Annotated in this window: 22 protein-coding genes; 8 read left to right on the top strand and 14 right to left on the bottom strand. The window is 66.6% G+C overall.

Features of this window, described 5'->3' with window-relative positions:
- Window positions 1–33 precede the first annotated feature (33 nt).
- The 4 genes from AC3EC3_RS11765 to mutM all read right to left on the bottom strand — a co-directional run bounded on the left by AC3EC3_RS11765 (window position 34) and on the right by mutM (window position 4417).
- Complete coding sequence (locus AC3EC3_RS11765) at window positions 34–882, bottom strand: GGDEF domain-containing protein (protein ID WP_488489782.1); 849 nt, start codon at window positions 880–882, stop codon at window positions 34–36.
- A gap of 246 nt (window positions 883–1128) precedes the next feature.
- Window positions 1129–2562: a chromosomal replication initiator protein DnaA gene (gene dnaA, locus AC3EC3_RS11770; RefSeq protein ID WP_488489857.1), complete on the bottom strand. Its 1434-nt coding sequence runs from the start codon at window positions 2560–2562 to the stop codon at window positions 1129–1131.
- A gap of 637 nt (window positions 2563–3199) precedes the next feature.
- A complete protein-coding gene (gene rpsT / locus AC3EC3_RS11775; RefSeq protein WP_260924799.1) occupies window positions 3200–3460 on the bottom strand; it encodes a 30S ribosomal protein S20 in 261 nt (86 codons plus the stop codon).
- A 144-nt stretch (window positions 3461–3604) separates the two neighbouring features.
- Window positions 3605–4417, bottom strand: coding sequence for a bifunctional DNA-formamidopyrimidine glycosylase/DNA-(apurinic or apyrimidinic site) lyase (mutM, locus tag AC3EC3_RS11780; RefSeq protein ID WP_488489783.1), 813 nt, complete (start codon window positions 4415–4417; stop codon window positions 3605–3607).
- A gap of 151 nt (window positions 4418–4568) precedes the next feature.
- Between mutM and AC3EC3_RS11785 the strand changes: the two genes are divergently transcribed.
- From AC3EC3_RS11785 to dut, 4 genes are all read left to right on the top strand, one after another.
- The gene (locus tag AC3EC3_RS11785; RefSeq protein ID WP_488489784.1) at window positions 4569–5300 is read left to right on the top strand and encodes a class I SAM-dependent methyltransferase; all 732 of its coding nucleotides are present in this window, start codon (window positions 4569–4571) and stop codon (window positions 5298–5300) included.
- 10 nt (window positions 5301–5310) lie between these two features.
- A complete protein-coding gene (gene ubiB / locus AC3EC3_RS11790) occupies window positions 5311–6885 on the top strand; it encodes a 2-polyprenylphenol 6-hydroxylase (RefSeq protein ID WP_488489785.1) in 1575 nt (524 codons plus the stop codon).
- A 69-nt stretch (window positions 6886–6954) separates the two neighbouring features.
- A complete protein-coding gene (locus tag AC3EC3_RS11795) occupies window positions 6955–8403 on the top strand; it encodes a bifunctional phosphopantothenoylcysteine decarboxylase/phosphopantothenate synthase (protein WP_488489786.1) in 1449 nt (482 codons plus the stop codon).
- On the top strand, window positions 8390–8860 hold the full coding sequence (dut, locus tag AC3EC3_RS11800; RefSeq protein ID WP_488489787.1) for a dUTP diphosphatase: 471 nt from the start codon (window positions 8390–8392) through the stop codon (window positions 8858–8860). The genes AC3EC3_RS11795 and dut overlap by 14 nt, the downstream gene beginning before the upstream one ends.
- Window positions 8861–8892: 32 nt before the next feature.
- Here dut and AC3EC3_RS11805 read toward each other — a convergent pair whose 3' ends face one another.
- The 3 genes from AC3EC3_RS11805 to AC3EC3_RS11815 form a co-directional block, all read right to left on the bottom strand.
- Window positions 8893–9066 carry a hypothetical protein gene (locus tag AC3EC3_RS11805; RefSeq protein ID WP_488489788.1) on the bottom strand — a complete coding sequence of 58 codons (174 nt, stop codon included), beginning with the start codon at window positions 9064–9066 and terminating at the stop codon, window positions 8893–8895.
- 210 nt (window positions 9067–9276) lie between these two features.
- Complete coding sequence (locus AC3EC3_RS11810) at window positions 9277–9450, bottom strand: hypothetical protein (protein ID WP_488489789.1); 174 nt, start codon at window positions 9448–9450, stop codon at window positions 9277–9279.
- Between the two features lie 259 nt (window positions 9451–9709).
- On the bottom strand, window positions 9710–10375 hold the full coding sequence (locus AC3EC3_RS11815) for a DUF4136 domain-containing protein (RefSeq protein WP_488489790.1): 666 nt from the start codon (window positions 10373–10375) through the stop codon (window positions 9710–9712).
- A gap of 221 nt (window positions 10376–10596) precedes the next feature.
- Here AC3EC3_RS11815 and AC3EC3_RS11820 point away from each other — a divergent pair, with 221 nt between their 5' ends.
- Complete coding sequence (locus tag AC3EC3_RS11820) at window positions 10597–11250, top strand: MOSC domain-containing protein (RefSeq protein ID WP_488489791.1); 654 nt, start codon at window positions 10597–10599, stop codon at window positions 11248–11250.
- 26 nt (window positions 11251–11276) lie between these two features.
- Here the strand turns inward: AC3EC3_RS11820 and AC3EC3_RS11825 are convergent, their stop codons facing one another.
- The 4 genes from AC3EC3_RS11825 to secB form a co-directional block, all read right to left on the bottom strand.
- Complete coding sequence (locus AC3EC3_RS11825; RefSeq protein ID WP_488489792.1) at window positions 11277–11618, bottom strand: hypothetical protein; 342 nt, start codon at window positions 11616–11618, stop codon at window positions 11277–11279.
- 58 nt (window positions 11619–11676) lie between these two features.
- Window positions 11677–12696, bottom strand: coding sequence for a tryptophan--tRNA ligase (gene trpS / locus AC3EC3_RS11830; RefSeq protein WP_488489793.1), 1020 nt, complete (start codon window positions 12694–12696; stop codon window positions 11677–11679).
- Window positions 12697–12759: 63 nt separating this feature from the next.
- On the bottom strand, window positions 12760–14325 hold the full coding sequence (gene murJ, locus AC3EC3_RS11835; RefSeq protein WP_260924768.1) for a murein biosynthesis integral membrane protein MurJ: 1566 nt from the start codon (window positions 14323–14325) through the stop codon (window positions 12760–12762).
- Window positions 14326–14407: 82 nt separating this feature from the next.
- A complete protein-coding gene (gene secB, locus AC3EC3_RS11840; RefSeq protein WP_260924766.1) occupies window positions 14408–14905 on the bottom strand; it encodes a protein-export chaperone SecB in 498 nt (165 codons plus the stop codon).
- A gap of 359 nt (window positions 14906–15264) precedes the next feature.
- Here secB and AC3EC3_RS11845 point away from each other — a divergent pair, with 359 nt between their 5' ends.
- The 3 genes from AC3EC3_RS11845 to AC3EC3_RS11855 all read left to right on the top strand — a co-directional run bounded on the left by AC3EC3_RS11845 (window position 15265) and on the right by AC3EC3_RS11855 (window position 17968).
- Window positions 15265–15948, top strand: a complete 684-nt coding sequence (locus AC3EC3_RS11845; RefSeq protein WP_488489794.1) for a Tim44/TimA family putative adaptor protein — start codon at window positions 15265–15267, stop codon at window positions 15946–15948.
- Window positions 15949–16056: 108 nt separating this feature from the next.
- Complete coding sequence (gene mltA / locus AC3EC3_RS11850) at window positions 16057–17364, top strand: murein transglycosylase A (protein ID WP_488489795.1); 1308 nt, start codon at window positions 16057–16059, stop codon at window positions 17362–17364.
- 1 nt (window position 17365) lies between these two features.
- Window positions 17366–17968, top strand: coding sequence for a Smr/MutS family protein (locus AC3EC3_RS11855; RefSeq protein WP_488489796.1), 603 nt, complete (start codon window positions 17366–17368; stop codon window positions 17966–17968).
- A 25-nt stretch (window positions 17969–17993) separates the two neighbouring features.
- On the opposite strand, the gene AC3EC3_RS11860 is transcribed toward AC3EC3_RS11855, so the two are convergent.
- The 3 genes from AC3EC3_RS11860 to AC3EC3_RS11870 all read right to left on the bottom strand — a co-directional run bounded on the left by AC3EC3_RS11860 (window position 17994) and on the right by AC3EC3_RS11870 (window position 19674).
- Window positions 17994–18362, bottom strand: coding sequence for a hypothetical protein (locus tag AC3EC3_RS11860; protein ID WP_488489797.1), 369 nt, complete (start codon window positions 18360–18362; stop codon window positions 17994–17996).
- A gap of 263 nt (window positions 18363–18625) precedes the next feature.
- Complete coding sequence (locus AC3EC3_RS11865; RefSeq protein WP_260924758.1) at window positions 18626–18811, bottom strand: hypothetical protein; 186 nt, start codon at window positions 18809–18811, stop codon at window positions 18626–18628.
- Between the two features lie 68 nt (window positions 18812–18879).
- Window positions 18880–19674 carry a hypothetical protein gene (locus AC3EC3_RS11870; protein WP_488489798.1) on the bottom strand — a complete coding sequence of 265 codons (795 nt, stop codon included), beginning with the start codon at window positions 19672–19674 and terminating at the stop codon, window positions 18880–18882.
- Between the last annotated feature and the right edge of the window lie 84 nt (window positions 19675–19758).

A 19758-nucleotide genomic window follows, 5' to 3' on the forward strand; every position in this document is an offset into this window, starting at 1 on the left:
CCATTTGCAGGCCGTCAGGGCTGAATGTCTGCCCTATGCAGCCAGCGTCACCCGGTTCCGCCCGCCGGCCTTGGCGCGGTAGAGCGCGGTGTCCGCTGCACGCGTGGCCTCTCCCAACGACGAGAAGCCTGAAAGCGGGGCAAGGCCGCACGAGAACGTCACCCGGCGACTGCCGACGCCGAGCGTGGTGCTGTCGGCAATCGCGGCGCGCAGGCGGTCCATCACCCGGTGCGCCTCGTTCATGTCGGTATCGGGGAAGACCACCGCGAATTCCTCGCCGCCCCAGCGCGCGACCAGATCGGTGCGGCGCACACCTTCGGACAGGCGCGCGGCAAAGGCGGTGAGCAGGTCGTCGCCGCGATCGTGGCCGAGCTGGTCGTTGATGAGCTTGAAGTGGTCGATGTCGACCAGCGCGAACACGCCCGGACGCTCGCCGTCGAGCAGGCGCTCGGCCGTGCCTAGGAAGCCGCGACGGTTGCGGATGCCGGTCAGCGGGTCGCGCTCTGCCGCATCGGTCAGCTTCTCGATCCGCGCGGCCGATTCGTTGGCGGCGGTGGTGACGCCATGAAGCAGCTGGCCGACCAGATCGCGCCCCCCGATGGGAATGTCCTGGACGCGCCGTCCGGCCTGGATCGATTCGAGCATCCGCGTGGCCTTGGTGACGGGGGAGAGCAGGCCATGCACGGCGGCAAGCCCGCAGGCGGTGCCGGCCAGCGTCGCGAGCAGCAGGACCAGCAGGGTGATCGGATGCCACTGGCCCGACAGCGCGGCAAAGGCGACGCAGGCGATCAGGGGAACATGCACGGCGCCGAAGCAGACGGTCAGAATGCGCCACTCGTAATGGCGCGGAAACAGGAACGTGGTGGCCTGATAGAAGCGCATAGGGGGGGGGGGCTTGCCTCTTCCTCTGGTTGTAGACGTTGGTGTGGTCGAACCCGAAGACCATCGGGCTTGAAGAGGACGCTAGAGAGGCGCGGGTTAGCCAAAAGTTAAAAAGTGTGAACACGCGCCGATGCGGGCTTTGGAGGCGGTGAAACGCAAACAGGCCGGCGCGCATCGGGTGCGGCCGACCTGTGGATAACGTTGTGAATAGGCTGTTGTTGCACGCCGGATATCCGGCGGAAAACCTCAGCTTTCGAGCTGGCGGAGCAGCGAGCGCACGTCGCCGTCCATGTCGGCATCGCGGCTGCGCAGATCCTCGATCAGGCGCACGGCGTGGATCACCGTCGAGTGATCGCGGCCACCGAACTTGCGGCCGATCTCGGGGTACGAGCGCGGCGTCAGCACTTTGGCGAGGTACATCGCCACCTGACGCGGGCGCACGACCGCACGGGCGCGGCGCTTGCTGCTCATCTCGGTGCGGTCGATGCGGTAGAACTGGCAGACCGTGCGCTGGATCTCGTCGATGGTGATCCGGCGACGGTTGGCCGAGAGGATATCGGTCAGCTGCTCTTCGGCGAGCTGGAGCGACACCGCCTGGCCCGTCAGCTGGGCATAGGCGATCAGCTTGTTGAGACCGCCGACCAGCTCGCGCACGTTGCGATTGATGGTGCGGGCCAGGAACTCGATCACGTCCGCAGGCACGTCCACCGAAGCGAAGCGTGTCAGGCGGCCTTCGAGGATCGCGCGGCGCAGTTCGATGTCGGCAGGCTGGATGTCGGCGACGAGGCCCATCGACAGGCGCGAGAGCAGGCGCGGCTCGACACCATCGAGCGCCTGGGGGGCGCGGTCGGCGGCGAAGACCAGACGCTTGCCTTCCTGCAGCAGCGCATCGATCGTGTAGAGCAGCTCTTCCTGTGCCGAAGCCTTGCCGATGATGAACTGGATATCGTCCACCAGCAGCAGGTCGAAGCCGCGCAGGCGGGCCTTGAACTCGATCATCTGGTTCTGGCGCAGCGCCTGGACGAACTCGACCATGAAGCGCTCTGCCGAGCAGTAGAAGATCCGCGCCTGCGGGTGGCTGGCGAGATAGGCGTGGCCGATCGCGTGCAGCAGGTGCGTCTTGCCCTGACCGGTGGCGGCCTTGAGGTAGAGCGGCGAGAACTGCGGCGTTTCCGTGGCCGACATGCGCTGCGCGGCGTTGAACGCCAGCACGTTCGAGGTGCCGGTCACGAACGAGGCGAACGTCTGCGAGGCGTCGATCCCGGCCGGGCCCTGACCCAGCGAGGCAAACGATTCGCCGACGAGTGCAGCGGCCAGCGTGTCGCCGGCGCCCTGTGCCGAATCATTGGCAGGCGCGCTGGCGGGACGGCCTCCGCCGCCCAGACGCAGCTCGGGCAGCTGGCGACGGCCCGGATGCACCAGCACGCGCACGTGGCGCACGTCGGGACGGGCAATCTTCCAGGCCAGCGAAAGCCGGTCGGCAAAACGGTCGGCAACCCAGTTGGCGGAGAATTCGGTGGGGAGATAGAGATCGAGCGTGCCCGTCTCCGCGCAGTAGTTGCCCGGCTGGATCGGACGGATCCACTGGCTGTGCGCCTGATGGCCCAGGTCCTTACGAAGGCCCAGGCTGATGTCTGCCCAGTCTGCCGCCAGATTCACGGCTTCCTGATCCTCTTCCATCGCCACTTTCACCGCCTTCGACTTCCTTACTGCGACTTGACCTTGACCCGCGCGCGCCTCGCTGGCGTGCCCGGACGACGAATGACCCGCTGACGTTGCTGTCATGACCCGGAACTCCGTCTTGAACGTGTTTGCACCCATGGCCGTAGCGCGGAACGGGCACCCACCAACCTTTCACGAAGCAAAAACGATCCCGTGCCGCAAACGCGAGTTCGCAGCGCCCGTTTCCTGTTTCTGACTTGATTCTGGTCGGTGATTCCCCGGCACGTTCCGCAACGGCCGAGGTCCTTTTAGGGAGCGCTTGAGCCGGGGCGCAATACGGTCCTCCCCAAATAAAAAAAATTATCGCGGTTGACTCATGTCATCTGACGGAAATCCGCGATTGTGGAAAATTATCCCAATTTTTCATGTGGTTGTGATTGATCCGTTTCCGAATCACAAAAGTGGACACAGGGAATCGGCGGGTTTCCTTACATTTCGAAGACAACGCACATGCAGCATCGCAGGCGCAAAAAAACGGAGCTGAAGATTGCTCTTCAGCTCCGTTCTCTATCCGTACCTGTCCCGCTGCCGGAGCAGCGGTCAGCGCGTGGATCGTCGGTCCCGAATCACCCGTCCGTTTCCGGACGGCGGCGAATCAGAGAGCGGCGACGCGCTTGGTGAGGCGCGACATCTTGCGCGCCACGGTGTTCTTGTGGAGCACGCCGCGCGCAACACCACGTGCCAGCTCGGGCTGCGCTTCCTTGAGCGCGGCAGCGGCGGCGGTCTTGTCGCCACCCTCGAGCGCCGCTTCGACCTTCTTCACGAAGGTGCGGATGCGGCTGAGACGGTTGGTGTTGATGAGCGCACGGCGGTCGTTGCGACGGATGCGCTTGCGGGCTTGCGGCGTATTGGCCATCGAAAATCCTCGTATCTGGCCGCCGGGCGGCCCCTGCCTGGTTGATCCGGTATGGCGAGCTGTCTCGCCGGAAAGCGCGCCCCTTACCGATGGTGGGGGTTTTCGTCAAGCGCCGGGATGACCGGAAAGTGGACCGAAACCCGCCTACTTCTGGCATTTCCGGCACCAGAAGGTGCTGCGCCCACCCTGAACGAAGCGCAGAATCGGGGTGCCGCAGCCGCAGGCGAGCCCTTCGCGCCCATAGACTTGCCAGGACGCCGCGAAATAGCCCAGTTCGCCGCTGGGCTGGGCGTAATCCTTGATCGTGGAGCCGCCTGCCGCGATCGATTCGGACAGGACGGCGCGAATCGCGGGCACGAGTCGCTCCAGCGCCGCACGGCTGACTTTGCCCGCTGCCTTGTCCGGGCGGATGCCGGAGCGGAACAGCGCCTCACAGACATAGATATTCCCCAACCCTGCGACCACGCTCTGGTCGAGCAGCATCTGCTTGACCGGGGCGAGTCGTCCGGCGAACGCGGTGTGGAGGTGGAGGGCAGTCAGGCCATCGCCCAGCGGCTCCGGGCCAAGCGCGGCGAACGGCCCCCAGGCATCGAGCGCGGCGGTTTCGACCAGATCGACCGAGCCGAATCGCCGCGCGTCGTTCAGGGCGAGGATATGGCCCGAGCCTGTCTCCAGCACGAGGTGATCGTGCCTGTCGGGCTTTTCGGGTTCGATCCGCCAGCGCCCGGACATGCCGAGGTGGAACACCATGGTGCGCTCGCGGTCGGTCTCGATCAGGCCGTACTTGGCGCGCCGCCCCATGCCCGTCACCCGCGCGCCGGTGAGCGTCTGGACGAGATCGGCAGGGAAGGGGCGGCGAAGGTCCGCGCGGTTCAGCGTGACGCGGGCGATCCGCTCGCCATCGAGAAAGCGCGCAAGGCCGCGCACGGTGGTTTCGACTTCGGGAAGTTCTGGCATCGTGGGGCGCTATATAAGGTGTGGCCCCGGCCTCTGCCAGATCGTGAGGAGGGAGTAGATGCCGGAAGCAGGATAAGGCCCGTCGGGCATTTTCCGGCAAACGCTGCCCGCCCCCTTTGCTCCCGCGCCAAACCCGCCTAAGGCATCCCGCATGAGCGAAAAGGTTTCCTTCGGTTACGAAGACATCGACCCCGAGGAGAAGGAAGGGCGCGTCGGCGCGATCTTCTCTTCCGTCGCACGCAAGTACGACGTGATGAACGATGCCATGTCGGGCGGCATGCACCGTTTGTGGAAGGACAAGTTCGTGCGCCGGGTGAAGCCGCGCGAAGGCGAGCAGATCCTCGACATGGCAGGCGGCACCGGCGATATCGCCTTCCGCATGGCCGCGCACGGCGCTTCGATTACCGTGTCGGACATCAATCAGGACATGCTCGACGTCGGTATCGAGCGAGCGATGGAGCGTGGGCTCGACAGCCTCGTATGGTCGCGCCAGAACGCCGAGGAACTGACCTTCGAAAATCGCATCTTCGATGCCTACACGATTGCGTTCGGCATTCGTAACGTCACCCATGTCCAGCAGGCGCTGGGCGAGGCGCACCGCGTGCTCAAGTTCGGCGGGCGTTTCTTCTGCCTTGAGTTCTCGACGACCGAATGGCCGGGCTTCAAGGAAGTCTACGATGCCTATTCGCACAAGCTGGTGCCCAAGCTGGGCAGCATGATCGCAGGCGATGCCGAATCGTACCGCTACCTGATCGAATCGATCCGCCGCTTCCCGCCGATGCCCGAGTTCGAGAGCATGATCCGCAAGGCCGGTTTCAAGCACACCAAGGTCGAGCCGATTCTGGGCGGTCTGGTCGCGATCCATTCGGGCTGGAAGGTCTGACGGCACCGGCATGACGCCCCGCATCACGCATTTCTGGCGCCTCTATCGCTGGGGCCGCATCCTCGCGCGGCACGGCGCACTGCGCGGCATCGAGAACGACCGCAACGCGCCGATGACGGTCAAGCGGCTGTGCCGTCTTGCCCGCTTCGGCACGCGCCAGCCTGCCGAGCCCGATTACGCGGGGGCGTTCCAGGAGATCGGTCCTGCCGCGATCAAGCTGGGGCAGGCCCTGGCGACGCGCCCCGATCTGGTCGGTGAAGGCCCCGCGCGCAACCTGCTGCTGTTGCAGGACAGCCTGCCGCCGGTGCCCTTCGCAGATATCAAGACGCGGATCGAAAGCAGCTTCGGCCGCCCGATCGGTGAGGTCTACGCCAGCATCGAGGAAGAGCCGGTCGGCGCCGCCTCGATCGCGCAGGTCCACCGTGCGGTGACGCGCGACGGCCGCGCGGTGGCGGTCAAGGTGCTGCGCCCCGGCATCCGCGAGCAGTTCTCGCGCGATGTCGAGACTTATGAGTGGGCGGCGGCGCATCTCGAAGCCTTCGGGGCGGAGGCCGCGCGCCTGCGCCCGCGTGCGGTGATTGCCAATCTCAAGCGCTGGACCCTGCGCGAGTTCGACCTGCGTCGCGAAGCCGCCTCGGCGTCCGAACTGGCCGACGTGATGGAGGGGATCGAGGGCTACCGCGTCCCCGATATCGACTGGGACCGCACGGCTGGCTCGGTGCTGACGCTCGAATGGATCGACGGTATCAAGATGAGCCAGGTCGAGGCGCTGCGGGCCGCTGGGCACGACATGCCTGCGCTGGCGCGGCGGCTGGTGCTGACCTTCCTGACGCAGGCGATCTCGGCTGGGTTCTTCCACGCCGACATGCATCAGGGCAACCTGTTCGTGAAAGGCACGCCCGAGGCGCCCGAGATCGTCGCGATCGATTTCGGCATCATGGGGCGGATCAACCGGCAGGCGCGGCTGTGGCTGGCCGAGATCCTCTATGGCCTGACCACCGGCAACTATCGCCGCGTGGCCGAGATCCACTTCGAGGCGCAGTACGTGCCGAGCTACCACACGGTGGAAGAGTTCGCGACCGCGCTGCGCGCCGTGGGCGAGCCGATGCGCGGCAAGCCGGTGTCCGAGCTTTCGGTCGGCGCGATGCTCGACGGGCTGTTCGCGATCACCCGCGATTTCGACATGCAGGTCCAGCCGCATCTGCTGCTGCTGCAAAAGACGATGGTGATGGTCGAAGGCCTCGCCACCGCGCTCGATCCGCAGATCAACATGTGGGACGTCGCCAGCCCCTTCGTGAAGGAATGGCTGCGCGACGAACTCGGCCCCGAGGCCAAGATCGCCGACCGCCTGCGCGAAGACCTGAACCTGCTCATGCGCCTGCCCGATCTGGTGCGCCGCATCGAGGAGAAGTTCCCGCCCAAGGGCGGTGCGCCCGAACAGGCGCCGCTGCCCGAGGTCGAGCTGGTCTGGGACCGCATGATGGCCCGCCGCCGCGAAGGTACGCGCTGGCCCGCCTACGTCGCCTCGGTGATCGCCGGCGGCCTCGCAACCTGGGGCGTGCTGGCGTGGATGCACTGGGGCTGACGGTGCGGCAGGGTGTGCACACCCGGTGGCCATTGCTCTCCCTTCGGGCCTGAGGCACAAGCCAAAGCCATGAGCGGTCCCCGGATTCTCCTCGTCGTCGGCGGCGGTATTGCGGCCTACAAGGCCTGCGAACTGGTGCGTGCCATCCGCAAGGAAGGCGGCTCCGTCACCTGCGTCGTCACCGAGGCGGGGACGCAGTTCGTCACGCCGCTCAGCCTTGGCGCGCTGTCCGAGCGGCCGGTCTATACCACGCTGTTCGATCTCAAGAACGAGGTCGAGATGGGGCATATCCAGTTGAGCCGCGAGGCCGATCTGGTGGTTGTGTGCCCGGCGACGGCGGACATGATGGCCAAGATGGCGCACGGCATTGCCGACGATCTGGCGACCACGCTGCTGCTCGCCACCGACAAGCCGGTGCTGGCGGTGCCTGCGATGAACGTGCGCATGTGGCAGCACGCGGCGACGACCCGCAACGTGCAGGTGCTGCGCAGCGCGGGCGTCGACGTGATGGAGCCTGACGAGGGCACGATGGCCTGCGGCGAATATGGTCCCGGCCGTCTCCCCGATCCTGACAAGATCTGGCAGCGCATCGCCTGGAGTCTGGGCCTTGGTCCGGTGGACATCGCGCCGGTGCCGGGCGGCCCCGGCGTACCGGGTAATGAGGGTACGGATGCCGATAGCGGGCTGGGCGGTCTCACCGGTGCGCATGTCGGCCGCGCATCTGCACAGCCTGCGATGGCTGGCCGCGATTCGCTGCTGGCGGCCAAGGGCGAGGCGCGCGGCGCGGCGTCGAGCGATCCGGGCGCGATCGACTTGTTCATTCCGCCTGCCGACGGGCCGCTCAGCGGGCACCATGTGCTCGTGACCGCCGGGCCGACGCATGAGCCGATCGATCCGGTGCGCTACATCGCCAACCGCTCGTCGGGCAAACAGGGCTTTGCCATCGCCGCTGCCGCTGCCGAGGCGGGCGCACACGTGACGCTGGTCGCAGGCCCCGTCACGCTGCCGACGCCGCCGGGTGTGACCCGCGTGGACGTGGAAAGCGCGCGAGAGATGCTCGCGGCGGTCGAGGCGGCGTTGCCTGCCGACATCGCGGTGATGGTGGCGGCCGTGGCGGACTGGCGCGCGGCGGAAGTTTCCGGCCAGAAGATCAAGAAGCAGGGGGATGCCGCGAATCGTGTGCCGCCGCCGCTGGTGCTCGCCGAGAACCCGGATATCCTCGCCACGCTCTGCGCCTCGCCGCGCCGACCCGCGCTGGTGGTGGGCTTCGCGGCAGAGACCAACGATGTGCTTTCCCATGCCGCCGCCAAGCGGGCGCGCAAGGGCGCCGACTGGATTGTCGCCAACGACGTCTCGGGCGATGTCATGGGCGGCGATGCCAATACCGTGCATATCGTGTCCGGCGAAGGCGTGCTGAGCCTGCCGGAAATGCCGAAGGGCGAAGTCGCCCGCGCGCTGGTGGCCCGAATTGCCGAAACGATTTCAGACACAAGAAGGACGACCGATGCACACCCCTGACACTATCCCCGTGCGCGTGAAAGTGCTGGAGCACGGGCAGGGGCTGGCGCTGCCGGTCTATGCCACCAGCGGGGCGGCGGGCATGGACGTGGTTTCGGCCGAGGACGTGACGCTGGCCCCCGGTGCGCGCCATGCGGTCGCCACCGGCCTTGCCTTCGCGATCCCTCACGGCTTCGAGATCCAGGTGCGTCCGCGCTCCGGCCTCGCGCTCAAGCACGGGATCAGCGTGCCCAATGCGCCGGGCACCATCGATTCGGACTATCGCGGCGAGCTGAAGGTCATCCTGATCAACCACGGCGCCGAGCCCTTCGCCATCGTGCGCGGCGACCGCGTGGCGCAACTGGTGCTGGCGCCCGTCAGCCGGGCCAGCTGGATGGAAGTCGAGGAGCTGGACGCGACCGATCGCGGCGAGGGCGGCTTCGGCTCGACCGGCGGCGTGGTCGCGCTGGGGAACTGAAGAACCGGGGGAGTGAGCGCCGGAAAGCGCTCTTACCCGGCGAACTTGCTCGCCATCGGGATCGCGATTACCAGAAACAGCACCAGCCCGCCGAGCGCGAGGATCAGGCACCCGGCGCGGTTGGGACGGCGCTCGGGGTCGTGCCCGGTTGGGCTGTTATTGGTCGGGCTGTCGTTGGTTGGGCTGTGATTGGTGTCGTCGGTCATGCAAAGCCCCTGTAACTGAGGGGCGCCTGATCGAAGGCGCTCCACCAGCCGATGCCGATAGCCTGCGCGCCGTACCGGTCAAGGTTCGCTACCGTTTCGCCGGGGCGTTTTCCCATGGGGGAAATTACCGGGAGGCTGGGAAAGTGCGGCAACCAGGCACCTGGAAGGCTTAGATTCGGTCCAGCCAGCTCAAATGCTGCTGCAGGCGCCTCAGTCGCGCTTCTTGTCGCGGCCCTTGCGATGGTGGCGCAGGCCCCACCAGCCGAGCCCGCCGATGCCGAAGGCCACGGCCAGCCCTTGCCCGATGGCGGTGAACGCGGCGCTCAGCGCGCCGATCGTCACGCCCCAGAAGAGCTGCGAGAGGATGGCCATGAAATTGTACATCTGCCCTGTTCGCTGCCTTTTTCCGCGTCGGGCCTGCTCGTTGCCGGGCGGCCTGACTGGCGCTCTCCTGTTGCCCCGAAATGTCGCCTCACCGCATGCGGGGCCAATGTGGCCGCAACACGGCAGGGGCGTATCACGACCTTTCATGTAGGTCGCCACCGTCTGCCCAAAAAGAGAGCAGGCAAACAAAAAGGACGGGCCCGCCTCGTCAACGGACCCGTCCCTCGGTGTCTCCCGCTTCGCAGGGGGAGCCTGTCAGTTACTTTTTCTCTGGCGCGACCGTAATGCGCACGGTCTCCCCAGAGTTCCCGGGAAATCCGGTAAACATTGCGTCGACCAGATTCGGGACCAGATACTGCAGGCGATTGGAGGTCGACAGGGCCTCGGCATGGCCTTCGAAAAGGCGCTGTCCGTCAACGGCACGGTCGATCTTCAGCGAAATCTTGCTGGTGTAGATGGTGTAGGACTGCACGCCGCCGTCAAACCACGGGTCGTACATGCCAAAGCGCCACGGGCCGCCCCAGCCGCCGCCCCAGCCACCGAAGCGACCCCAGCCGCCGCGATAGCCGTACCACGGGCCGAAGTAGGGCGAAGGCGTGCTCTGCACGCGCTCACGGCCATCGTCGACGCCGTAGCTGAAGCGCACGATCATCGTCGCCTTGGCGGGATCCTGCACCGGGGCATAGCCCAGCTTGGTCAGGTGGTCGGTCACGACACCGGCGTACTGCGCGAATTCCAGACCGCCGACCAGCTTGGGATCGTCGGCGACGACCGCGAAAGTCTGGCCTTCGGGCGTCGGCAACTGGGTGCGGAAGCGCGAAACATCGGCATGGAAGGGCGCGGCGCAGGCGGCCACGGCCATGAACAGCACGGCGGCGGCGAACAGCCTCAGCCTTGCCAGCGGGGAATTGGTATCAGTCCTCATAATCCGGTCACTCCACGAGCCCGAAGAGCCCCATGAAACGCCTCCGCCGGGCGCGGCCCTCGATTCTTGCCATCCTGCCGTAAAATCAACGGGCTGAATAGCGCTTGAACGAAATGGAAATGCGACAGGCCGAACCGGTGCGCTCACCATCTGTTCAGCGCAAACGACCAGTCCGCAGGCGTCTTGAGCAGGTGGGCACTATGTAGGAATAAGGGGGCACGATGACGAGTCCCGTACCCCTTATTTCGCTGGCGACCGGCAAGGTCCGTCCGTTCCGCAACGCCGATGAGCCGAGCGCCATCGCCAAGGCGCCGGTCACGGGGCCTGTGCGCGTGACGTTTCTCGGGCTGGAGGGCGACGAGCAGGCCGATCTGTCGGTCCATGGCGGGCAGGACAAGGCGATCCACCACTATCCCCACGATCACTACGCCTTCTGGCGCGAGGCGATCGGCGATCACGGCCATCTCGCGATGCCGGGTGCGTTCGGAGAGAACGTGTCGACCACGGGCCTGACCGAAGGCGAGGTCTGCATCGGCGATCGCTGGCGGCTGGGCAGTGCGCTGGTCGAGGTCAGCCAGGGGCGCCAGCCGTGCTGGAAGCTCGATCACCGCTTCGACGGCGCGCGGATCAACGCCGCGATGATCCGCGCGCGCCGCCCCGGCTGGTACTACCGCGTGATAGAGGAGGGCGAGGCGGTCGCCGGAGAGCCGATGAGGCTCGTCGCGCGCCCGTGCCCCGACTGGAGCGTGGCCCGCGTGTTCGGCCTGCTGATCGCAGGCGACCACAAGACCGACCGCGCAGGGCTGGAAGCGCTGGGGGCGGTGTCGATGCTGGCAGAGCCGTGGAAGCGCCGCCGGGTGAAGCTGCTGGGGTGAGGGGCTTTTTTTATAAGCCTTTGGTTTTACGGCTGCTCTGCAGGCGGTGCGTAGAGAACGACGCCGTATCGATAGGCCAGTTTGGCACTGCCTTTGACCCGGTCGCCGGAACGGCTGACCTCGATATGGATCGGCCTGTCGATCCGGGTCATCAGGATTCCGAGACAATCGTAGGGCTTGAGATTGTCGTCCTTGGATGCCGTTTCGACATGCAGGGCCAAATCCTCAGTCCGTGTGCCGTAATGGCGAAGGACCACATCGTCACCGAACACCTTCTGCACGGCGCTTACGATAAACGCAGCCTCGGCCTGTTCCAGCGTTACGGGGACAGGCGGCAGGTTTGCGCTCGATAGTGTCGAAGCGGACATGGCGGGATGATGCGCCTTGTCCGGTTCGATCACAAGTCTGCGCTGTCGCCGCTCAGCCTCAGCCCCGAACCAGCCCCAGCGCCTCGTAAGTGCGCTCCAGCGTCGGCACGGCGAGGGCGCGGGCCTTCTCGGCACCCTTGCGCAAGATCGCGTCGAGCGCGGTGCGGTCCTGGCGCAGTTCCACGAAGCGCGCGTTGATCGGCGCGAGGCGCTCCACCAGCAGTTCGCCCAGCGCAGGCTTGAACGTGCCGAAGCCCGCGCCGCCGAAATCGGTCAGGATCTGCTCGATGGTCGAGCCCGACATCGCGGCATAGATCGCCACGAGGTTCTTCGCCTCGGCGCGGCCTTCAAGCCCTGCGATCTCCGAGGGCAGCGGTTCGGGATCGGTCTTGGCCTTCTTGACCTTCTGCATGATCGTGTCGGCATCGTCGGTCAGGTTGATGCGGCTCATGTCCGAGGGGTCGGACTTGCTCATCTTGCCCGAGGCATCGCGCAGCGACATGATTCGCGCGGCTTCGGGCGGGATCATCGGCGCGGGCAGGGTGAACACCGGGTTCTCCTCTGTCGCGAAGTCGTTGTTGAACTTCTGAGCGATGTCGCGTGCCAGTTCGAGGTGCTGCTTCTGGTCCTCGCCCACCGGGACGTGGGTGGACTGGTAGAGCAGCACGTCGGCGGCCTGGAGCACCGGATAGGTGTAGAGCGCCACCGAGGCACCCTCGCGGTTCTTGCCCGCCTTGTCCTTCCACTGCGTCATGCGGTTCAGCCAGCCGGTGCGCGCGGTGCCGTTGAGCAGCCATTGCAGCTCGGCGTGCTGGGGGACCTGCGCCTGGTTGAACAGGATCGAGCGGTCGGGATCGAGCCCGCAGGCGACCAGCGCCGCCACCATCTCGCGCGTGTTGGCGGACAGCGTGGCCGGATCGTGCGGCATCGAGATCGCGTGGAGATCGGCCAGGAAGTAGAGGCAGGTGCCGCCTTGCGCGGAAATCTCGTCCTGCATGAGCACCCAGTTGCGGATCGCCCCAAGGTAGTTGCCGAGGTGCAGATTGCCGGTGGGCTGGATGCCGGAGAGGATACGCATGGGTGGTTCGCTTCTTCTTCTATGTGTCTGTCGTCTGGGTGCGGGCGTCTGAGTGTCAGGCGTTCAGGCGCGGCGGCGCCGCAGCAGGGCGAGGTCGTCGCGGGTGAAGGCGCCCGAAAGCACGGTGGCGAGGCCATAGACCACGCAGCCCGCGCCGACCAGTACCGCCAGCGCAAGGCCGCGCACCAGCCACGTCCCGTGGGTATAGGGCATCATCCAGTCCTGCGCGAACCACAGCGCGGCGCCCATCAGCAGCGCGGCGACGGCAAGGCGCGGAGCCCGGCGGCGCAGGCGCGCATCGGCCTGGAAATGCCCGCGCCGCACCAGCGTCAGGTAGAGCATCAGCACATTGACCGTGGACGACAGCGCAGTCGCCAGCGGCGGTCCCATGTGCTGCAGCGGCACGATCAGCGCGAGGTTGAGCGCGATATTGAGCCCGATCGAGATCATCGCATAGCGCACCGGCGTCTTCGTGTCCTGACGGGCGTAGAAGCCGGGGGTCAGCACCTTGACGAGGATGTAGCTGGGCAGGCCGATCGAGAACGCGGCAAGCGCCTGTGCGGTGCGGGTGACGTCGGTGGGGTCGAACTTGCCGTAGCCGAACAGCGCGGCGGCGATCGGGCGGCCGCACAGCACGAGCGCCACGCAGGCGGGCAGGGTGAGCAGCAGCGCCAGTTCCATGCCGCGGTTCTGCGTGGTCATCGCGTCCGCCTCCTGCCCCGCACCCAGCTGTCGCGAGATCGTGGGCAGCAGCACGGTGCCAAGGCCGATGCCGATCAGGCCCAGCGGCAGCTGGTTCAGGCGGTCGGCCATGTAGATATACGTGACCGAGCCGTGGGCGAGGAAACCGGCGGCGAGGAAGTTCGAGATCACGAGGTTGATCTGCATCGCGCCTGCCCCGGCAGCGGCGGGCCAGATCAGCGCCAGCAGCTTCTTCACGTCGGCATTCCACACCGGCAGGCGCAGGCGCATCGAGACGCCGTTGGCGCGGCAGGCCCACATCAGCCAGCCCAGCTGGAGCGCGCCCGATACCGAGACGCCGATCGCCTGGTTGCGCGCGGTCATCAGCTGTTCGTGGCTGTGGAAGGCCAGCAGCGCGACGATCAGGGTGAGGTTCAGCAGGATCGGTGCGGCGGCGTTGACCCAGAACTTGTTCATCGAATTGAGCACGCTGCCGAACAGCGAAGTCAGGCTGATGAAGCCGAGATAGGGGATCGTCAGGCGGCTGAGTTCCACCGCGAAGTCGAACTGGGCAGGCGTGACGCCGTTGAAACCGCCCGACAGCGCCAGCGTGATCGGCCAGGCCAGCACTTCGAGCAGCACCGTCATCGCCAGCAGCACCGGCAGCAGCACCGACAGCGCCTGTTCGGCAAAGGTGATGCCCGCCTTCAGGCCGGGGCCGTCCGGGTCGGCGGCCTTCTGGTTGAACAGCGGGATGAACGCCGAGGCAAAGGCCCCTTCGGCGAACAGCGAACGGAACATGTTGGGCAGCCGGAACGCGAGCAGAAAGGCGTCCGAGGCGAAGCCGGCGCCGACATAGCGGGCGAACAGGCTGTCGCGCAGCAGGCCGAGCACGCGGCTGATCAGAGTGAGCCCGCCGACACCGGCAAGCGATTTCGCCAGATTCATCGGGTCAGGCTCATGAGGTCTGACGGATTTCCGTCGGAAAAGGGCGCCGGGGCATCATCGCTGAAACCCCGGCGGTGTCAGGTCAGGCGTGGCCGGCCACGTCGCCGCCTGCCTGCTGTGCGGCAAGCTGCTGGGCGTAGAGGCCGTTGAAGTCGATCGGCTCCAGCAGCAGCGGCGGGAAACCGGCATCGCGCACGGCATCGGCTACCACGCGGCGGGCGAACGGGAACAGGATACGCGGTGCCTCGGCGAACAGGAACGCGTGGGCCTGGCCTTCCTGCAGGTTACGCATGCCGACCAGCGCGCCATAGGCGAGGTCGACGACATAGGCGGTGCCTGCATCGGCGCGCGCGGTCGCGGTGATCTTCAGTTCGACCTCGTGCACTTCATCGGTCTCGATGGCGCGCGAGGAGATGTTGAACTGAACGTCGACCTGCGGCGCGTCCTGCCACTGGAAGCTCTGCGGCGCGTTCGGGTTCTCGACCGAGAGATCCTTGACGTATTGGGCGATAAGGCCCGCCACCGGCTGGTTGTCGGCGTCGAGATTGAGATCGGAAAGGACGTTGCCTTCGTCGGCCATGAGGTTCGATTCCCGCTGGATTGCAGTTAGGTCAGCCGGCGCGACTAGAGCATTTTGCGCAGGCTTGGAACACTGTTGCGCGCATTTTCCCGATGAATCGCCAAGAAACAACCGGCGCGATACGGGAACCTGCATGGCTTTCGTGCGCTGTGCATTATCGAAAAACACTGCGGACAACTGCGCTCACGCGTTGTTCATTTGTCAAGCGTACCTATGTGGGGCTATGAAGACTCGTCCGGGAACTCGGTACTGATCCCGGAAGCGCACCTGAGGAAGGGTGCGATTTTACAGGCCGTGCGGGCGGGATGCCCAGCCATCCTCAGCTGCCCGCGCGGGACAGAAGGGATGGTTTTGCTGCCGTGACTGTGGAAATCGTGATTCTGGCCATGATCGCCGCCTTCCTGGGGCTGCGTCTCTACTCGGTGCTGGGGCGCCGTGCCGAGCACGAGGAAGAGCCGATCCAGGGCCGCTTCCAGGAGCCGCGTGGCCCCGCCGGTGCGCCGCGCCTGCCGCTTCCGGTCCGCCATCAGGACAAGACCCCGGCCGAGCGTGCCGCCTCCGCTGTCCGGCCCGACATGCCGCGCGTGTCCGCCTCGGTCGAGCGCGGGCTGGTGGCGATTGCCGGGGCCGATCGCGGCTTCGATGCCGCCGCCTTCGTCGAAGGCGCGCGCGGTGCCTATCGCATGATCCTCGAAGCCTTCTGGAAGGGCGACAAGGCCGAACTGCGCAGCCTGTGCGACGATGACGTCTACGCCAGCTTCGCCGCTGCCATCGATGCCCGTGCCGAGGCGGGCGAGGTGATGGACAATCGCCTGATCCGCATCGAGGAAAGCGCCATTACCGGGGCCGAGATCGACAGCGGCTATGCACGCATCACCGTGCGCTTCCAGTCGGACGTTGCGGCCGTCACCCGCAATGCCGAAGGCCATGTGGTGGCAGGCTCGCTCGACGATGCCATCGATTCGATCGACGTGTGGACTTTCGCGCGCAACGTCAATTCGCCCGCGCCCGACTGGCTGCTCGACGAAACCGACGAGGGTTAAGGGCTGAGGTCTGGGGCGCTGGCCGATCCGGTCGATGCTTTACGTGCAATTTCGGAAATTACCGAGCGGGTCGCCTTGGGCGGCCCGCTGCGTTTGTGGGAACAGGGAATGACAGGGGCAATCGGCGCCATGGGATCGACGATGCAGGCGCGCTACGGGCGAGCCACCGATAAGCGGCTGTTCCGCAAGGGCCCCATCCGCAAAAGCATCGCTGCCGCGCTGCTGGCGCTGCTGGCCTCGTGCGGGCATATCGTGCCGCCGGGCGGTCCTTCGACCACGCCGCCGCCGTCGAAGCCGCTCCCGCCGCCGCCTGCCAATGCGCTGTCGGTGGGCGTCGCCGCCGGGCCGTCGGTCGCCGCGTTGCCGATGGAGGCCGCCGATGCCGCCGCAGCGCTTGCCTCGTTCAGGGAGAGCTGCCCCCGGCTGCTGGCGCGCACCGATGTCAGCGGGCTGACGCATCCGCAGGACTGGCAACCGGCCTGCGCTGCTGCGGCGACATGGGCGCCGGCTCAGGCGCCGCAGTTCTTCGCGCAGTATTTCGAGGCCGACCGGGTGGGACCGGGCACGGCCTTCGCCACCGGCTACTTCGAGCCGGAGATCGCCGGATCGCGAACCCATGTTCCGGGCTACGACACGCCGGTCTATGCGATGCCTGCCGATCTGGTGCGCGCAAAGCCGGGAGACGCCACCCCGTCCGCCAGCGGGCAGATGCCGCTGGGGCGCTATGACGAGACGGGCCGGTTCGTGCCCTATTTCGACCGCACCCAGATCGAGAACGGCGCGCTGGCCGGGCGCGGGCTGGAAATCGCCTGGGTTCAGGACCCGGTCGCGTTCTTCTTCCTGCAGGTGCAGGGATCGGGGCGTCTTGTCGGGCCGGATGGCGCGGTGATGCGCATCGGCTATGCCGGGCAGAACGGCTGGCCCTATACCGGCATCGGCTCGGTGATGGCGCAGCAGGGGCTGATCGGCACCGGGCCGGGACAATACCCCGGCTCGATGCAGGGGATCGTGCGCTACATCCACGATCACCCCGATGACGGACGCCTGCTGATGCAGCAGAACCGGTCGTGGGTGTTCTTTGCCGAGCGCGTGGGCGACGGGCCGCTCGGCGCGCTGGGCGTGCCGGTGCGCGGGCACGTCTCGGTCGCGGCAGACCCGCAGTTCGTGCCGCTGGGCGCGCCGGTCTGGCTCGATCTCGACCGCCGCGAGGCGAGCGGGGTGTGGGTGGCGCAGGATACCGGCGGCGCGATCAAGGGCGCGAATCGCTTCGACACATTCTGGGGCGCAGGCGCGCAGGCGACCGTAACGGCAGGCGGGATGAGCGGCCATGGCCGGGCGCTGCTGCTGCTGCCGGTCGGCACGCTCGCACGGCTTCAGGCCGCTGGGCAGGTCTCGGGCCAGGTCTCGGGACACTGATGTGAAACGGCCGGGGCGGAACCTGACGGCGGAGGAGGCGGAAGACTGGGCACGCGTCGCGCGCTCGGTGACGCCGCTTGCCCTGCGCCGCAAGAAGGTGGTCGCCAGAACGCCGTCCGCCCCGCCTGCAGACGTGCCGGTCATGGTCATGCCCTCGGATATCCCCCTCAAGCCCGCCCGCAAGGTGCAGGGCAGGGTTCCGCCGCCGCTCGCGCCCAAACCGGTGCCGGTGAAGATCGCGGCAAAGACCGAACCGCAACTCCATCTCGACGGGTCGTGGGAGCGGCGCATCGCCAAGGGTACGCTGATGCCCGATTTCAGCCTCGACCTGCACGGATCGAACCTCGAGAGCGCCTATGCGCGGCTGATGCTGGGTCTGGCGCAGGCGCGGGCGATGGGCGCGCGCGTGGTGCTGGTGGTGACGGGCAAGGCGCGCCCGGTCGATGCCATGGACCGGGGCGACCGACGCGGGGCGATCCGCGCCAAGATCGTCGACTGGCTGGGGGCGAGCGAGCACGCCGGGCAGATCGTCGCGATCCGGGGCGCGCACCGCCGCCATGGCGGGGCAGGTGCGCTGTACGTGGTGCTCAGGAAGTCACAGTAATCGAGTACGGACGGGAGCGCCGTCATCAGCCGGGCGGGCGGTCCTGAATCTCGTAGGCGAACCAGCTTTCCACGCCGTAATCGTAGACCTGCACGGTGCGATCCCGCACTTCGGCGGCGTAGAAATGGCCGCTGCCCCGGTCATAGCCCTTGGCATTGGGGCCGACGATCTCGAACGAGATGAAGGCCTGATCGCCCTCGTCGTGCAGTTCGGGAAGGATGCCGCCGAACTTCGCGGCGCGATCTCCGTCGAAGCCCTGAAGGCGATCAACCCGCGCCTCGGCGGCGATTTCGCGGTCGCGCTGCTCCGAATGATCATAAAGCCCGGCGACTTTTTCTCCCGAATGAAAGGCATAGGTGGCGGCGGCGAGCATGGCGCGGGTGTGTGACTGCATGCCTGCGATGTGGGGGCAGGGGGCAAAGGAGGCAAGGGGTGGGGACGCAAGGGGTGGGGAGGGGGCGGGCAAGGACTTCCGGACATTTGCCGGACGTCCCCCTCTTGCGTCATCCCAGCGCAGGCTGGGATCGCTCTCAAATTCGCGCCAAGCACATGACGATCCCAGCCTGCGCTGGGATGACGCTCTGGTTGGCGCCGTGCGTGATATCCGCCTGTTCGTCTGCCCAAGGCGCGCGCTATTCTTGCCGTGAAATGACTATGTCAGCTGAAACGCGCGTGAAGGTCGCTGGCGACTTCGGCATTTCTGGTCAGTGCAAAAGTCATGGGGCCTGCACGTCGCAGCGATTGGCAAATCCAGATCGCGTTGTCTTCGCAATAGTTGCGCAATTCGTGGAAGTTTTCGTCTCGATAGGCGAAGCGGTGAAAGTCCGAAATAGTGTTGCTCATGCTCCGTGATATAATGCATTTGCACGAAATTTTCAACCCGAGGCGCCGCACAACATATTTCCGGGTCTCTATGATCCCGCAGAAACGCCCGTCGCAGCGGGCGCGCTGGGGGCCGCGCGCCGCTCGGCGATCACGGTGAGTTCGTTGCGGGTGATCGCGTTGTCCGGCTCGTCCGCCTGCGATTCGCGATAGGCCTTTTCGGCGCCGTCGAGATCGCCCTGATCGATCAGGATATAGCCCAGGCCCCGCCATGCTGCGGCGCGGGCGTGGGTAACGCCCTGCCGGTCCTCGGCGGTGCCGCCCTCCAGCCAGTGCGAGGCGTCGATCGCCGCCTGATAGCTGGCGTGCGCGGCGGTCACATCGCCGCTCTCGCGCTGGGCATAGCCCAGTTCGACGAGGAACTGCGGGTTGTAGGGCGCCAGCGCATGCAGCGCCTCCAGCGTCACCAGCGCGTCGGTCTTGCGGCCCAGTTCGGTCTGGGCATAGGCGGTGAAGAAATAGGCCTGACAGACGTAGCCGGGCAGTATCGTGGGCAGCTTGCCCTCGCGCGTGGCCATGTCGTCATAGAGTTTCCACTCCGGCTCGCTCATCGCGCAAAAGGCGCTGCCCTTGCCGTCCCCCTTGGCGCGGGCGGCATCGGCGAGCTTGCTGAAAGCCGCAAGCTGCGGTTCGATCGCGGCGATGCCCTTTTCCGGCTCCTTCTTGTCGAACATCAGCGATACCGCGCGCTGGACGGCCTGCTGTGCGGGATCGGCGGGCGGGGCCTGCTGCGGGGTTTCGGCGGCACAGGCCAGCGATGTGCCCAGGCTGCCGGCGAGGGCCAGGGTCAGCGTCACGCCGCTCTTCCAGATCGTGTGCCGCATCAAGCCGTCTCCTGTCGTTCGCGTCTCCCGGCGATGCTAACCCCAGCCGATGGTGCGCGACAAGCGGTTGTGCATCGGCGACAG

Source organism: Novosphingobium sp. BAM6, from assembly GCF_057784955.1.

Excerpts from the sequence above, each read along its gene's own strand:
- AC3EC3_RS11765 (WP_488489782.1), bottom strand. The coding sequence starts at position 882 with ATGCGCTTCTATCAGGCCACCACGTTCCTGTTTCCGCGCCATTACGAG.
- dnaA (WP_488489857.1), bottom strand. The coding sequence starts at position 2,562 with ATGGAAGAGGATCAGGAAGCCGTGAATCTGGCGGCAGACTGGGCAGAC.
- rpsT (WP_260924799.1), bottom strand. The coding sequence starts at position 3,460 with ATGGCCAATACGCCGCAAGCCCGCAAGCGCATCCGTCGCAACGACCGC.
- mutM (WP_488489783.1), bottom strand. The coding sequence starts at position 4,417 with ATGCCAGAACTTCCCGAAGTCGAAACCACCGTGCGCGGCCTTGCGCGC.
- AC3EC3_RS11785 (WP_488489784.1), top strand. The coding sequence starts at position 4,569 with ATGAGCGAAAAGGTTTCCTTCGGTTACGAAGACATCGACCCCGAGGAG.
- ubiB (WP_488489785.1), top strand. The coding sequence starts at position 5,311 with ATGACGCCCCGCATCACGCATTTCTGGCGCCTCTATCGCTGGGGCCGC.
- AC3EC3_RS11795 (WP_488489786.1), top strand. The coding sequence starts at position 6,955 with ATGAGCGGTCCCCGGATTCTCCTCGTCGTCGGCGGCGGTATTGCGGCC.
- dut (WP_488489787.1), top strand. The coding sequence starts at position 8,390 with ATGCACACCCCTGACACTATCCCCGTGCGCGTGAAAGTGCTGGAGCAC.
- AC3EC3_RS11805 (WP_488489788.1), bottom strand. The coding sequence starts at position 9,066 with ATGACCGACGACACCAATCACAGCCCAACCAACGACAGCCCGACCAAT.
- AC3EC3_RS11810 (WP_488489789.1), bottom strand. The coding sequence starts at position 9,450 with ATGTACAATTTCATGGCCATCCTCTCGCAGCTCTTCTGGGGCGTGACG.
- AC3EC3_RS11815 (WP_488489790.1), bottom strand. The coding sequence starts at position 10,375 with ATGAGGACTGATACCAATTCCCCGCTGGCAAGGCTGAGGCTGTTCGCC.
- AC3EC3_RS11820 (WP_488489791.1), top strand. The coding sequence starts at position 10,597 with ATGACGAGTCCCGTACCCCTTATTTCGCTGGCGACCGGCAAGGTCCGT.
- AC3EC3_RS11825 (WP_488489792.1), bottom strand. The coding sequence starts at position 11,618 with ATGTCCGCTTCGACACTATCGAGCGCAAACCTGCCGCCTGTCCCCGTA.
- trpS (WP_488489793.1), bottom strand. The coding sequence starts at position 12,696 with ATGCGTATCCTCTCCGGCATCCAGCCCACCGGCAATCTGCACCTCGGC.
- murJ (WP_260924768.1), bottom strand. The coding sequence starts at position 14,325 with ATGAATCTGGCGAAATCGCTTGCCGGTGTCGGCGGGCTCACTCTGATC.
- secB (WP_260924766.1), bottom strand. The coding sequence starts at position 14,905 with ATGGCCGACGAAGGCAACGTCCTTTCCGATCTCAATCTCGACGCCGAC.
- mltA (WP_488489795.1), top strand. The coding sequence starts at position 16,057 with ATGACAGGGGCAATCGGCGCCATGGGATCGACGATGCAGGCGCGCTAC.
- AC3EC3_RS11860 (WP_488489797.1), bottom strand. The coding sequence starts at position 18,362 with ATGCAGTCACACACCCGCGCCATGCTCGCCGCCGCCACCTATGCCTTT.
- AC3EC3_RS11865 (WP_260924758.1), bottom strand. The coding sequence starts at position 18,811 with ATGAGCAACACTATTTCGGACTTTCACCGCTTCGCCTATCGAGACGAA.
- AC3EC3_RS11870 (WP_488489798.1), bottom strand. The coding sequence starts at position 19,674 with ATGCGGCACACGATCTGGAAGAGCGGCGTGACGCTGACCCTGGCCCTC.